Raw genomic sequence first — 14,151 nt, 5'->3', positions numbered from 1 at the left:
TTTCTCTATTTTTTAATTTTAAAGTAGATTAGATGAAGCTATGTTATTGAATTTAAGATGCATTATACAAGCCTTGGGCTTTCAGCATTCATTTTGAGCGATTTTATAAAGCTAATACCATAAAAAAGCACTTATCTCATAAGAATAAGTGCTTTGTATCTTTCATCGTAGAGAGATATATTAAAAGATTAAAAACTATCATTTGGCACAAAAACTTCACCCACCATAATACGACGAGCAGAGCGGCTCATGGAAACTTTTTTGGCTTGCCAGCGTCCGTCGACTTGTTCGGTCTTTCCACCAACGAGCAACGTACCTGATGGATGACCGAATCGCACTTCACCTAACTGTTTTTCAGATTGGCCAGCGCTCGCTGCTTGGTTAACGAGCGTTCCTTGCGTAGTCGCTGCCGCGGCAATAGCAACTGCTGCTGTACCCATCATCGCATGATGCAGTTGTCCCATACTCATAGCTCTTACCACTAAATCAATATCTACTGCATTAACTTCTTTACCACTAGATGCAGTATAACTTTGCGCCGCGCCAACCCATGCAATTTTAGGAATATGCTGGCTGCTTTGTGCCTCACTGACATCTTTGAATAAGCCCATTGCAACGCCACCACGGGCGCGAATTTTTTCTAGTTTTGCTAACGTTTCGCTGTCACTGTTGATATCGCCTTGCAGTTCAGTACCTGTAAATCCTAAGTCTTCTGCCTTCATAAAGATAGTTGGGATACCTGCGCTGATAAAGGTCGCTTTGACGCTATCGGTATTTAGACCACAACCAGAGACATCAAAATCATCGACTAGATTGTTGGTCGGGAACATATCACTAGAGGAATCAACCGGATCGATAAACTCGATTTTCACTTCAGCAGCAGGGAAGGTGACACCATCTAATTCAAAGTCACCCGTTTCTTGTACTTGTACCTTGCCATTCTCATCTTTGTATACAGGCACATGGGCGATAATGGTTTTGCTGATATTCTCTTGCCAAATACGCACTTCGCAAATACCGCTTTCCGCGTCTTTATCAATGCTACTGGCAATTTTATCCGCGTCGACTAAGCCCATATTGATAGCACAAGCACCAACTGCTGCCGTCAAATTACCACAATTACCTGCCCAATCGATCATGGGTTTTGCAATATTAACTTGTCCAAACAAGTAGTTTACATCATGGTCTGCTTGTTTCGCTTCAGACAAAATCACTGTCTTTGAGGTGCTAGAGCTACCGTTGCCTAAGCCATCGATTTGCTTACCATAAGGATCTGGGCTGCCAATAACTCTTAGTAGAAAGTTGTCGCGCGCCTTGCCAGCCACTTGGCAACGCTCTGGTAGGTCAGATAACTTAAAGAAGGTGCCTTTTGACGTGCCGCCGCGCATGTAGGTGGCGGGTACGGAGATTTGTGGGGCGAATTTTGGTTTTGATTGGGTCATTATTTAGAGTCCTTTTAATGATGTTATAATAGTGAAATTAATTATTTAATTATATTGAAGTGATTTAACTATGGTTGAAACTAATAAAACAATCTATTTAGATCAAAATATTTTAACAGAGCTAAGAGTTCATAAGCTTTATACGAATGATTTGAAGTATATCCAAATATTAAAAATACTGACCTCTAATAAATATACCGTAGTTTACTCGCGTGTAACTTTAATGGAAATCTATAATATAGATAACGATATTTATATAGTTGAACACTTAAAAGCTCTCAAGCTACTAAATGCAATATATTGGGACAGACTCTTCACACCCAATGAACACGACGTAAATGTTATATATGAAAATTTCGTCAAAGTACATGAAGGTAAATTTTCTAAAAATCTTTATGCTAGCGGTGAAGGTTTTATTAAAAGAATCAATGGTATAAATATTGGAATAACTACCAAAGATAGCTTTAACAGTATGCTTGATGAAGCTGTCAATATACCGTTTTCTTACTTAAATGATAAGCTACCGATTCTGACAAAGTTGAATAGATATCTCTCAAAAAAAGCGGTCGATTTTACTGTAAACTATTTTTCTAGTATAAGTGATGAGCTACTAGACTTCGATCCAGTTAATTTTAGAGAATACATCAAGATGGACACTAAGGTTAAAACCTTAGAGGCTGAACAAGCTATGTTCGTTATCATTAAAGCTTTGTGTGATTATGACCCTCACTTCATAAATATATTTCAATTTAATGCAAATAATATAGAAACAAAGATTGAATTCTTTTTTAACTTCCTTAACTGGATAGGCTATTATCCTGATAAATTTCAGAATGATACTAATAAAAAAGGTTTTCATTCCGCATCTATGCGTGACGCAGCCCATGCTGGAACTGCTTGGCACTTTGACTATATAATTTCAGATGACTATAATTTTAGGCAAAAAACTAAAGCATGTTACGCTTTCGTTGGCTCTAGAACTAAAGTGCTTTCCGTTGACGAATTTTTATTATTACATTAGTCACTGATGCGACTTTTAGACCGATATTGCTTAATAGACTTAGCCAAATGTGCTGCATTCGCCGGTGTCCCTAATAAATAAAGCGTTTCCATCAAGCTATTATAATGATTGTGTGACATTACAACCGCATCATTATTGTTTTTACGATTTATTACGACTACATCGGCATCAAAGCTGATAACTTCCATGATAGCTCTCCTAATTAATGCCAAACGCGCATTGTTGTAGGCTGGGTTAAAAACCCAGCCTACGCCAAATTCAAATAGTTAGAGATTATAAGCTTAAAAAAACCGATGCCATATCTCTATATAACATCGGCTCTATTTTGATTTACAAGCTAAACCTGAGAGATTTAAGCGACTTCGCCAGCCAAGAACTCTTTAGCAAAACGCTGGAGCATACCGCCAGAGTTATACATCTTCACCTCATCAGCAGTGTCTAAGCGGCAGATAACGGGCGCTTTATCGACTGTGCCATCTTTACGATGAATAACTAGCGTCATCTCACCACCAGCCGACACTTCACCTTCAAGATCGAATACTTCGCTGCCATCGATTTTTAACGTATTACGGTTGACGCCTTCTTTGAACTGAACGGGGAGTGCACCCATACCGACCAAGTTTTGACGGTGAATACGCTCAAAGTCTTCAGCCACGACGACTTCCACACCAGCCAAACGCACGCCTTTGGCAGCCCAGTCACGGCTAGAGCCTTGACCATAGCCATCACCAGCGATGATGATCAGCGGCTGTTCACGGTTCATGTAAGTTTCAATTGCTTCCCACATACGCATGACTTCACCTTGCGGCTCCACACGAGCGAGTGACCCTTGGATAACGTTACCTTCTTCATCACGTACCATCTCGTTTAGCAGTTTTGGATTGGCAAAGGTCGCACGTTGCGCGGTTAAATGATCGCCGCGGTGAGTCGCATAGGAGTTGTAATCTTCCTCAGGCAAGCCCATCGTATCGAGATATTCGCCAGCCGCGCTATCACCCATAATGGCATTAGACGGTGACATGTGATCGGTGGTGATGTTGTCACCCAATACTGCTAGCGGACGCATGCCTTTTAGATTGTTCATCGCTGCCATTTTGCCTTCCCAATAAGGAGGGCGACGGATATAAGTACTCATCTCACGCCAGTCATACTGCGGATCGATGACAGATGCTTCATTGCGACCAGCATCTGACTTGGCTTCATCAAACATTGGAATATATACTTGGTTAAACTGCTCAGGCTTCACCGCTGACTTAACAATGGCATCAACTTCAGCATCATCAAACCAGATGTCTTTTAGATACACATCGTTGCCGTCTTTATCTTTGCCAAGTGAGTCTTTTTCGATATCGAAGCGGATATTACCAGCGATAGCATAAGCCACAACCAAAGGCGGTGAGGCGAGGAACGCTTGCTTGGCATATGGATGGATACGACCATCAAAGTTACGGTTACCAGATAGGACAGCCGTGCTAAATAGATCACGGTCGATGATTTCTTGCTGAATCTCTGGATCTAATGCACCGCTCATGCCATTACATGTCGTACAAGCAAAGGCAACGACGTCAAAGCCTAGCTTTTGTAGCTCAGGTAGCAAGCCAGCTTCTTCTAAATACAGCTTAACGGTTTTTGAGCCTGGTGCTAGTGAGGATTTCACCCAAGGCTTACGGATTAAGCCTTTCTCCACTGCGTTACGAGCGACAATACCTGCGGCGACCATGTTACGTGGGTTTGAAGTATTGGTACAGCTGGTGATAGCGGCAATAATGACTGCACCATCTGGCATGAGACCGTCTTTTGGTTCTGGTAACTTGTTACCTTCGCCGTGAGCAATACCTTCTTTGACAAGATCAGTCGTCGAGACGCGAGCATGGGGGCGTGAAGGACCAGCGATGTTGCGCACGACTTTTGATAAATCAAAACGTAATACACGGTCATATTCAGCATCTACCAAGCCATCTGCCCACAGGCCAGCTTGCTTGGCATAAGCTTCAACAGTTTTGATTTGCTGCTCTGAGCGACCCGTTAGACGTAAATAATCAATGGTTTGCTCATCGATGGAGAACATCGCAGCGGTTGCGCCATATTCAGGGGTCATATTGGAAATAGAAGCACGGTCACCGACGGTCAGATTGCGTGCACCTTCGCCATAGAATTCTAAATAAGACGACACAACGCCTTCATCACGTAAGAACTCAGTCATGGCTAGTACCAAATCCGTACCAGTAATGCCTTCTTCTAGCTTACCTGTTAGCTCAACACCAATGATGTCTGGCAGTCGCATATACGAGGGATTGCCAAGCATCACGCTTTCAGCTTCTAGGCCACCAACACCGATTGAGATAACACCCAATGCATCAACCATAGGCGTGTGGCTATCGGTACCGACTAGGGTATCAGGAAAGGCAATCGCATCACCATTTTGATCGGCAACGACTTGCACGACTGGCGACATTTTCTCTAAGTTGATTTGGTGCATGATGCCGTTACCAGGCGGTACGACGTTGACGTTATCAAAGGCGTACTGACACCAGTTGATAAAGTGGAAACGGTCTTCATTACGGCGCTCTTCGATAGCACGGTTCTTTTCAAACGCGTCTTCTTCAAAACCTGCATGCTCTACTGCTAGCGAGTGGTCAACGATAAGCTGCGTTGGTACGATGGGATTTACTTTGGAGGGATCACCGCCTTCAGCAGCGATAGCATCACGCAAGCCTGCCAAATCGACAAAAGCGGTCTGACCTAAAATATCGTGACATACGACACGGGCAGGGTACCAAGGGAAGTCAATGTCTTGCTTACGGTAGATATGCTGTGACAAGGCTTCGGTTAAATCCTCTGGAGGACAGCGGCGTAATAAGTTTTCGCACAATACTTTTGAGCTAAACGGCAGCTTGGCATAAGCACCAGGCTCAATCTCATTAACCGCTTGCTCGACATCAAAGTAATGCAAATCGGTATTAGGTAATGGTTTTTTGTACTTTTCGTTCATGGTCTGCGGATTAACTTGCGTTAACGGCTGCTTGTTATCGGTCATGACGGACTATCCTTACTAAGAAGGTTGATTAAATATACACAGTACTTAAGAGATGCCTTTAAGACTTAACAGGTGGAATAATTTCTGGATAGAATTAATCATAAACTATATGACACCAAAATAGACATCAACGTCTCAAGCTCCTAATCTCCCAACCTGCTAAGACAGATTGAGAGGTTTTAGATACGTGAATGCTGATTAACCACGTTCACTCATTGCTGGTACTGGACGTAGCTCTTCGCCTGTATATTCTGCACTTGGGCGAATGATACGGTTATTAGCGCGCTGCTCGAATACATGCGCCGCCCAACCCGTTAGGCGTGAACACACAAAGATAGGCGTGAACAGTTTGGTTGGAATACCCATAAAGTGATAGGCAGACGCATGGAAGAAGTCAGCATTACAGAATAACTTCTTCTCACGCCACATGACTTCTTCACAGCGTACGGATACTGGGTATAGCACCTCATCACCAACATCAGCTGCTAGCTTCTCAGCCCAGCCTTTGATGACGACGTTACGTGGATCAGACTCACTATAGATAGCGTGACCGAAGCCCATGATTTTGTCTTTACGCGCTAGCATGGCCATCATTTCTTTTTCAGCTTCATCAGGTGAGCTAAAGCCTTCAATCATATCCATGGCCGCTTCATTGGCACCGCCATGCAAAGGGCCACGTAGTGAGCCGATAGCGCCTGTGATACAAGAATGAATATCAGATAGCGTAGAAGCACAGACGCGCGCGGTAAAGGTTGACGCGTTAAACTCATGCTCTGCATACAAGATAAGCGAGACGTTCATCACTCTTTCATGCAGCTCATTTGGTTTTTCACCCTTTAATAGATGTAGGAAGTGACCACCGATAGTGTCATCATCGGTATCTGTCTCGATACGGACATTGTCATGTGAGAAACGATACCAATAGTTGATAATTGATGGGAATACCGCCAGCATACGATCTGTTTGGTCATTTTGCTGAGCAAAATCCGTTTCTGTTTCAAGGTTACCGAGCATAGAGCAGCCGGTACGCAAAACATCCATTGGATGAGCCTCTGCTGGAATACGCTCAAGCACGTCTTTAAGTGCTTGTGGTAGGCCACGTAACTTCTTAAGTTTCGCTTGATACGCTTCTAGCTCACTTTGCGTTGGCAGGTTGCCATAAAGCAGCAAATAAGCCACTTCTTCAAAGATGCATTTGTCCGCCAGTTCTGACACGTCATAACCGCGATAAGTCAGACCTGACCCTGATTTGCCGACAGTCGATAGAGCAGTCTTGCCAGCGACCTGACCACGTAAACCTGCGCCTGACAATACTTTTGTTGATTGGTTTTGTGCTGCCATGATGGAATTCCTTTTTTGGTGGCTTATATAATTATGTTGAGAAAATGAATAATATAATGGTTAAGCAATATCAGTCATTTATATCGCTTAACCCTGCTGAAGCAATGCTAACTATTTGCTGTCAGCGAATAGTTTATCTAAGGTCTGTTCAAACTCATGATAGTTTAAGAAATCATAAAGCTCCATACGAGTCTGCATGGTATCGACGACCTTTTCTTGTGTACCATCATCTAATAGATGCTGATAGACATTCAAGGCAGCTTTGTTCATCGCACGGAATGCTGACAATGGATACAGCACCATATCGACACCGACAGCATGTAACTGCTCAGTGGTGTACAGATCCGTTTGGCCAAACTCGGTCATATTGGCAAGTACCGGTATATCGAGTACATCAGTGAATTTGCGATACATCTCAATATCCGTTAGTGCTTCTGCGAAAATCATGTCAGCACCGGCTTCTTGGAAAGCAACCGCACGTTCAACAGCAGCGTCCAACCCTTCAACAGACAATGCATCAGTACGCGCCATGACCACAAAATCAGGGTCTGTTTTGGCATCTAAGGCGGCCTTTAGACGGTCTACCATTTCTGAGATGCTGACGATTTCTTTGTTAGGGCGATGACCACAGCGCTTTTGTGCAATTTGGTCTTCGATATGAACCGCGGCCACGCCTGCCTTTTCCATTTTTCTAACGGTCTGGCTGATGTTAAATGCACCGCCCCAACCCGTATCGATGTCTACTAGAAGAGGGGTGTCTACTGCATCAGTAATACGGCGCGCATCTTCTAGGACGTTATCAAGACTAGTCATGCCAAGGTCAGGTAGACCAAATGAGGCGTTTGCCACACCGCCACCAGAGAGATATATTGCCTGATGACCAACTTGGGTTGCCATCATGGCCGTGTACGCGTTAATGGTACCGACAATTTGTAGTGGTTGGTTGTTATCGTTTTTTTGTTTCATGGCAGTGCGGAAGCGCGCGCCAGCTGATGATGAAGTCATGTCGTAGTCCTTACGTGGAGGGGTAGTCTTATCATTGTTGCTCCTGATTATACCCAATTATCCAACCGTGCAAAGCATTGGTTAGCCTCTATTGATTAATAATAATAAACAGACAGTGTATAATTATTAATAGTATTTATTATATAAATACTATTATCCATAAATTAATAGTTTATTAGATTTAGTATTCATTTCTCTCAAATACTCGGATGATAATTTACATTTATTTACAATTGATACTATCTTAACTTCTAAGAACATAGTCTCTTCACCAAAAAAAAGCCCTGTTAGCTAAGCTAAAAGGGCTGTTTTATATCAAGCGCTATCTAAAAGTATGGCTTAGCCAAACAAACCGGCGAGATTGACCAAGAACAGCAAGGCAAAGCCAGCTAAGAAAATCAGACCGGCAATGGACAATGCATTCATACCAACGGATAGCTTCTTATGGCTTTTTACCAGTGAGTAGTTCAACCAACCAAATACAGGTGCTGAGACAAACGCAGATATCATGGCAAATTTGAGCATCGTACCCAACTGACCCGTGAAGAACGTAATAATAACCAGACCACCACCGATAGCATAAGTGGTCCAAAAGGCAATTTGTTTCTTATTGATTTCACTTTCACCTTTTAGCAAACGCCAGCATTCAGCGTTGGCACGACCGTAACCATCTGCACAGGTTATCGTGGTACCGAACATACACATAAAGGCGACGAAGGCGACCAGTAATCTTGACCATTCACCAATGGTTGCCGTATACATGTTGATTAACTGATTGATATAAGCCCCGCCAACCAACTCAATCTCTTGACCTGAGCCATACTGAACAAACACACCCAATGACAAAAAGAACAATGCCAAAATCGCAGAGACTGAGTAACCAACATTGAAATCAAGCAAACCTTGACGATGGGTCGTGTGGTCTGTTTTAACTTTTGCTGATGTCCACATTGAGGTAATGGCAGCGAACTCAAGCGGTGCAGGCATCCAGCCCATCAGCGCGACGATAAAACCTAGTGTTGCCAGATTCCAAGGAGAAGCGGCGACAAAGTCAGCGGCCATCACTGTCGGCTTGCCAGCAGCAATAATCACCGCAGCGACAGTAGCTGTCGTCAAAGCAATCATGATCCATTTGGTCACGCCATCAAGTAGCTTGTAGTGCCCAGCAATCAGAAAAAACCAAGAGACGGCGACGATGATTAAAGATAATGCCATCGTTGAGAGACCGATAGAGGCGGGTAGCATAAAGCCTAATATCACAGCGGCAATCAGAGATACGGCGCCAGTACTGATGACGGCCGATAGGATAGATAGAATGAAGTAAACCCAGAGATAGACTTTTGAGCGCTTAGCATAACCCGCAATCAAACTCTCGCCAGTGTCATAAACATAGTCAGTACCGAAGCGAAAGAACGGATACTTAAACACGTTGGCCAAGATAATCATAATGGCTAACTGCCAACCATATATCGCACCTGCCTGCGTTGATGAAATCAAATGCGAACCACCGATAGCAGCAGTCGCCATCAGAATACCTGGTCCGAATATTCGCCAACTAAAACCCTGAGGCTGCGAGTCAGCAGCATCGTCAGTGGTATTTGGGTTGGTGCGTGGGTTATTGAGTGGTTGTGTGGACATGAATACCTCTAAATGTTTGAAACGGCAAATCATCACTTACCTGTGTCAGTCTGCCAATGGTCGTTAGATAATCGTTTTATAAACTGCTTAAATATAAAACGATTCATATTGAATCGACTTTAGCACACTGACACTGTGCAGGAGAATGATTATCCTAATTATTATTACTAATTGTTTGCATATCCATTCTCGATAGTTAGCATACTAAGCTAGTAATATCAAGGGTTAGGACTGATTATTTTTGGCGTTTCTTTATACCACAATACGCAGCCGATATCTGAAAATTTGAGACTATTCTTATCATTTACGACCGTTAGGCAAAATTTTGTTTTCGATAGGTGATGCCTCGTTGTTCATAAACCTCATAAACAGCCGTAAGCAAATGAGGAATATTGGGGTGAACAAGGTCTTTTAGGGTATGTAAGTAGATAGGGGAGGTAACATTCTCATGTAGCAGTCTTTGGTAGCTTATCTGCTCCGTCCGTACGGTCTGTAAGCTGGCAGGTACCAGTGTGATGCCTTCACCTGCAGCCACTAAGCCGAGCGCCACTTGCAAGTCACTCACTGTCGTGGTCATAAATGGAGAGATGCCGTACTGTGCAAACAAGTGCAATAACGGCTCGGTGATAGGCTTGTTCTCTAAATGGCTATCACTGGATAAGCCATTGGATGAGCTTTTGGCTACGTCATCTATAGTATTGGCTGTCAGTCCAGTGCTAATAGCGTTCGATGCTAAAACAGTGGTTGCCATAGGCAGATGCGTTTGATGGTATAAAATCAAACGGTTATTGGCCAAGTCGATTAAGCGCTGCTCACGCACCTGAGCCATAGGATGCGCTTTGGGTAGTGCCACCATATAACGTTCATGACGCAGCAATATTTGCTGTATCCATGGATCTTGGTGAGCAAAACGCCCAAAGCCAATGTCAATCTCGCCAGACTTAAGTGCTTCTACTTGCTGATATGAGCTGATGTCCTTGAGATTGACCTCGATATCAGGATTCGACTGCTTTAGCATGGCGATGATTTCAGGAAGGAGTCCATATAATACCGAAGGTACAAAGCCAATATTGAGAATGCTGCTTGGTGCTGATAAGCGCTGCGTCATGCTAGTGACTGTATCAATCTCTGTCAGTATGGCACTGATCTTATCGTAAAAAAACGCACCCGCTTCTGTTAGATGTAGTGGTCTATGATAACGGTCTATCAACTCCACACCCATATCCGTCTCTAGCTGCTTGAGTAGGCGGCTTAGACTTGGTTGTGACAGTCCCGTTTTAGTCGCGGCTGCACTAAAGCTGCGCAAATCTGCGATGGCAATGAAGGCGTTAAGCTGTTTTAAATCCATATCGTAAAAGCCTGTTATCTATCACTTATCATGTCATACGCTATATGGTAAATGCTTTTTGTTTCTAAAAAACCACATCTCTAAAATGCGTCTCGTTAATGTCTCTTATTGAAGTTACTAAGCGCCTTCTACACATTTAATAAATGGCAGGCTAGATGAGGGATGGTTTTGAGCATATTATTCTCTATTTACTTTCTATCATTTGTACAAAATCGGCCATATGTACAAATTGTGCTTGAAGGTAGAGCGCTAGACAACTATATTGACGGTAACGTTATTGTTACATTTAGCAAATAACCTGTATTATTAATTCTAACAGCCATCTGACCACAATAGTATAACTGGCACGGTATCCTTCTATGAATGATAGCAACAATGACAGTAGCATTGACCTTGATAAAAAGCTTGAATCAACGCTAGCAAAGATTGCTGATGCCAAAAACCGTCAGGAAAAACAAAACGGTGATATCTATAAGCGCTTTCTTAAACGTGTAGAGAGTACGACTGATAGCATTGAGCCAAATAGAAAGTTAGAGCCGTTACTAGGTTTCAACAAGCCATCTGCTTATGAACCATTAACCGCAGAAGAGCTTAGTCTGTTTTCAAATACCGATGAAGCAGCTACAGAGAGCGATAAAACAACATCAGCCTCAAGCAACGAAACAGAATATCTCGACGACGAGGATAAAGGACTCGATTTTCCATTTGATTTTTCCAACAGGGAAGAGGTGGGAGATCAGGATAACAATAATGAGCCTGATACTCACGACAATATAGATAAAGTCTTGGTATCAGATGATAATGTCTATTTGGCTGAAGATGAAAGTCTCATCCACGCAGAAGACAATCAAACCAGCTCAATATTCAATCAGGTATCAGTACCAACGTCACATGAGCCCGAACCGGTAAGTACGCCAGCAAGCAAACGTAAACCATTTTTAATCACCATGGCTTTTGGCTCGTTACTGCTGGCGGGTATTGTATTGGGCTATAGCACTATTAGTAATTTGTCTCAATCAACCGACAATATCGCCTTTGAAAATGTCACAACGGACAATATCAGTAAAGGTGTGAAAAGCATCGTGGGTGATAAGGTCGCACCAATGAGTTCAGCCTCTGCTAGTAACGAAGCTGTAGAGCCAGCAGAAGAACCGACTACAACGACAACAGCCAATGTATCAACTTCTAGTATTGATAACTCAGCTATAAACGAGCAACCATCAACTCAAGAGCCAGTTAAGACAACAACAGCCATAGCGCCTGCACAGCAATCGGACAAACCAATGAATGCCGACTCCAATGCTGAACCTGTGATTACCTATGAGGATTTTCGAGACGAATCACAGACCACTTTATACCGTGAGACTGATTAAAGCATGTATAAGGAAACGCCATATGGATAACCATAATACTTATCAACACATTGACTGATGTACACTGGTAAAAGCTCATTAATCAACTAAAGTTATCATTGCGATGACTGTTAAAATCTGCGGATAGCTTGTTACTCCTGGCTTTCCTGTGTTTTTATATCATACAACGTTTATAACCGCTATAAATCGCAAAATATACTGCAACCAGCAACTATATGAGCCATGCCTTGTTTTCATATTAATAAACTAACGTTTGCTATAACGATGGTTTTTCGACCGTTTATCTGATAGATATATCGTTCATACTAAAATAGATTGTATATTTCTATGATATTTGTATGATGCTTAGATGCACAGGATATATGCCGATATACAAATATATGGACTTGAGGATTTATGCAGAGCTCAAATAACGATAGCAACTTATATGACAGTCAAGAACTGCCTGCAGAAAGTAGTGCTGAGCTTAAAATAAATAAACGTACACGTGGCGTGTATGAGCAGTACCTCAAGCAAACCATAAAAAGTGCCGCTCTTGAAAAAGAAGGCGCTATCGAAAAACCTCATACATCAAATTACGCTAACACTAATATATTAACGCCTATTCAAACATTTGATGCATCTGAGGGTAGGTCAAGCCGTGGTACTAAGTGGCTTACTGTGGTTGGTGTTTTTTGCGCTGTACTACTGATAGGTGTCATCGTCGTGATACTTAACGTGACAGGTATTATTGTGTCTTTATCTGAACGCTTACCGACAGTATCCACTCAGGCGCCAGCAATACCTATTGCCACTGAAGTTTTGGTAGGAAATAGCAATACAGCGGTTAGTGATAGTACGGACGTTGTTGAGACAGTAGATAATGCTAATATCGTCAATGGTGTTAATAATGGCAATGCTGATAATGATGCGAGTGATAATGACAGCTTGATTGCTACTAATACAGAAAGTATGCCGACAACCGTTAGAACCAGAATGCGTTCGATGAGTATCCAAAACACCAATGTCGTACCTGAAGAAGGAAATACAGAACCCGCCATTAGTTTTGATGACTTTGCACAAGAAGCACAGATAGTGTTGTACCGTGAGACAACAGATTGACTGTTATCTATCATTAATTGATTTGAGGTCTTATCTAGTCAGCAGAATAGGTAACCGTAAATATTAAGCACTTAAAATATCAGTCACTTATTTTATTTGGTCAGTATTGACCATGCGGCATCTATATAAAACCCTTACCAGGGCTCACTCTAAAACAGTCTATTTGCGTTATGGCTACCTAAAGTTGGGTTCGCGAGTTAAAATAGATAATTATCTAGTAAAAACAATGACCTATAGTCAATATAAAAATAAATGGTTCATGAACCTTAATATTCAACTTAGACTGAGTACGATAATCCTCATTTATTAATGTATGCGATTACTGTAAAGCTGACAATGCAGCAATGGCTAGAAAAGGCGGAGATGGTATCTGGTATCAGTAACTATTTCTGGATATTCAGGTAAAGAAGGCAAGGGAAATAAACCAGTTACGTATGATTGATAAGCCAAGTCAAACGCTTATTGTATAGGGAAGATAACAATAGAAAATGAGCTCGCAGAAAAAGAGGTTGAACTGTTGAATCTAACTATCTATCTAGCAAATGGGAGATGTCTTTTAATACTATTAGACTATGATAATTAAGGGAATTTAGATGTTAGAACAGCGTATAATCCAGACGCCTCCAAAGAGGATTGGGAGTATGTTAATGGAGAACTTCATAATTCCACAACGGTTATTAGCTATTTATAAGTAGTGAAACAATGCTTTTTAGAGTTCAATGCTACGGGCAACGTGTCTAAGAATATTTTAGATTGACTTAATCATTTAAGGTTATTGAACCGCCCCGAGTATATCAGTTAGTAATTATACTAGTGATGATTACAATGGTTATTTGAACAGGTAA

The 14,151-nt window shown here is 42.2% G+C and carries 10 protein-coding genes; 3 read left to right on the top strand and 7 right to left on the bottom strand.

All coding sequences use genetic code 11. The features are described 5' to 3' along the window. Window positions 1-188: 188 nt before the first annotated feature. Window positions 189-1,442 carry a 2-methylaconitate cis-trans isomerase PrpF gene (prpF, locus tag QL919_RS11335; protein WP_290189627.1) on the bottom strand — a complete coding sequence of 418 codons (1,254 nt, stop codon included), beginning with the start codon at window positions 1,440-1,442 and terminating at the stop codon, window positions 189-191. Window positions 1,443-1,512: 70 nt separating this feature from the next. Here prpF and QL919_RS11330 point away from each other — a divergent pair, with 70 nt between their 5' ends. Next, entirely contained in the window at window positions 1,513-2,463 is a 951-nt protein-coding gene (locus QL919_RS11330) for a hypothetical protein (RefSeq protein ID WP_290189626.1), read from the top strand. Here QL919_RS11330 and QL919_RS11325 read toward each other — a convergent pair. From QL919_RS11325 to QL919_RS11300, 6 genes are all read right to left on the bottom strand, one after another. After that, window positions 2,460-2,651 carry a type II toxin-antitoxin system prevent-host-death family antitoxin gene (locus QL919_RS11325; RefSeq protein WP_290189625.1) on the bottom strand — a complete coding sequence of 64 codons (192 nt, stop codon included), beginning with the start codon at window positions 2,649-2,651 and terminating at the stop codon, window positions 2,460-2,462. The genes QL919_RS11330 and QL919_RS11325 overlap by 4 nt on opposite strands. 164 nt (window positions 2,652-2,815) lie before the next feature. Further along, window positions 2,816-5,455, bottom strand: a complete 2,640-nt coding sequence (acnD, locus tag QL919_RS11320; protein WP_290189650.1) for a Fe/S-dependent 2-methylisocitrate dehydratase AcnD — start codon at window positions 5,453-5,455, stop codon at window positions 2,816-2,818. 243 nt (window positions 5,456-5,698) lie between these two features. After that, window positions 5,699-6,841, bottom strand: a complete 1,143-nt coding sequence (gene prpC / locus QL919_RS11315; RefSeq protein ID WP_290189624.1) for a 2-methylcitrate synthase — start codon at window positions 6,839-6,841, stop codon at window positions 5,699-5,701. Between the two features lie 111 nt (window positions 6,842-6,952). Next, on the bottom strand, window positions 6,953-7,846 hold the full coding sequence (gene prpB / locus QL919_RS11310; protein ID WP_290189623.1) for a methylisocitrate lyase: 894 nt from the start codon (window positions 7,844-7,846) through the stop codon (window positions 6,953-6,955). A 339-nt stretch (window positions 7,847-8,185) separates the two neighbouring features. Then, a complete protein-coding gene (locus tag QL919_RS11305; RefSeq protein WP_290189649.1) occupies window positions 8,186-9,373 on the bottom strand; it encodes a divalent metal cation transporter in 1,188 nt (395 codons plus the stop codon). Window positions 9,374-9,797: 424 nt separating this feature from the next. Beyond that, window positions 9,798-10,832, bottom strand: a complete 1,035-nt coding sequence (locus QL919_RS11300) for a LysR family transcriptional regulator (RefSeq protein WP_290189622.1) — start codon at window positions 10,830-10,832, stop codon at window positions 9,798-9,800. 359 nt (window positions 10,833-11,191) lie between these two features. Between QL919_RS11300 and QL919_RS11295 the strand changes: the two genes are divergently transcribed. After that, window positions 11,192-12,205 (top strand): hypothetical protein, encoded by a 1,014-nt coding sequence (locus QL919_RS11295; RefSeq protein ID WP_290189621.1) that lies wholly within the window; start codon window positions 11,192-11,194, stop codon window positions 12,203-12,205. A gap of 396 nt (window positions 12,206-12,601) precedes the next feature. Continuing rightward, window positions 12,602-13,306 carry a hypothetical protein gene (locus QL919_RS11290; RefSeq protein ID WP_290189620.1) on the top strand — a complete coding sequence of 235 codons (705 nt, stop codon included), beginning with the start codon at window positions 12,602-12,604 and terminating at the stop codon, window positions 13,304-13,306. Window positions 13,307-14,151: the final 845 nt, after the last annotated feature.

Origin of the sequence: Psychrobacter sp. APC 3426 (genome assembly GCF_030408035.1) — a bacterium.
Taxonomy (GTDB): Bacteria; Pseudomonadota; Gammaproteobacteria; order Pseudomonadales; family Moraxellaceae; genus Psychrobacter.
Note: the sequence above shows the minus strand (reverse complement) of the source record. Positions and strands in the feature narration are given on the sequence as shown.

Excerpts from the sequence above, each read along its gene's own strand:
- QL919_RS11300 (WP_290189622.1), bottom strand. The coding sequence starts at position 10,832 with ATGGATTTAAAACAGCTTAACGCCTTCATTGCCATCGCAGATTTGCGC.
- QL919_RS11295 (WP_290189621.1), top strand. The coding sequence starts at position 11,192 with ATGAATGATAGCAACAATGACAGTAGCATTGACCTTGATAAAAAGCTT.
- QL919_RS11325 (WP_290189625.1), bottom strand. The coding sequence starts at position 2,651 with ATGGAAGTTATCAGCTTTGATGCCGATGTAGTCGTAATAAATCGTAAA.
- prpB (WP_290189623.1), bottom strand. The coding sequence starts at position 7,846 with ATGACTTCATCATCAGCTGGCGCGCGCTTCCGCACTGCCATGAAACAA.
- QL919_RS11290 (WP_290189620.1), top strand. The coding sequence starts at position 12,602 with ATGCAGAGCTCAAATAACGATAGCAACTTATATGACAGTCAAGAACTG.
- QL919_RS11330 (WP_290189626.1), top strand. The coding sequence starts at position 1,513 with ATGGTTGAAACTAATAAAACAATCTATTTAGATCAAAATATTTTAACA.
- prpC (WP_290189624.1), bottom strand. The coding sequence starts at position 6,841 with ATGGCAGCACAAAACCAATCAACAAAAGTATTGTCAGGCGCAGGTTTA.
- acnD (WP_290189650.1), bottom strand. The coding sequence starts at position 5,455 with ATGAACGAAAAGTACAAAAAACCATTACCTAATACCGATTTGCATTAC.
- QL919_RS11305 (WP_290189649.1), bottom strand. The coding sequence starts at position 9,373 with ATGGCGACTGCTGCTATCGGTGGTTCGCATTTGATTTCATCAACGCAG.
- prpF (WP_290189627.1), bottom strand. The coding sequence starts at position 1,442 with ATGACCCAATCAAAACCAAAATTCGCCCCACAAATCTCCGTACCCGCC.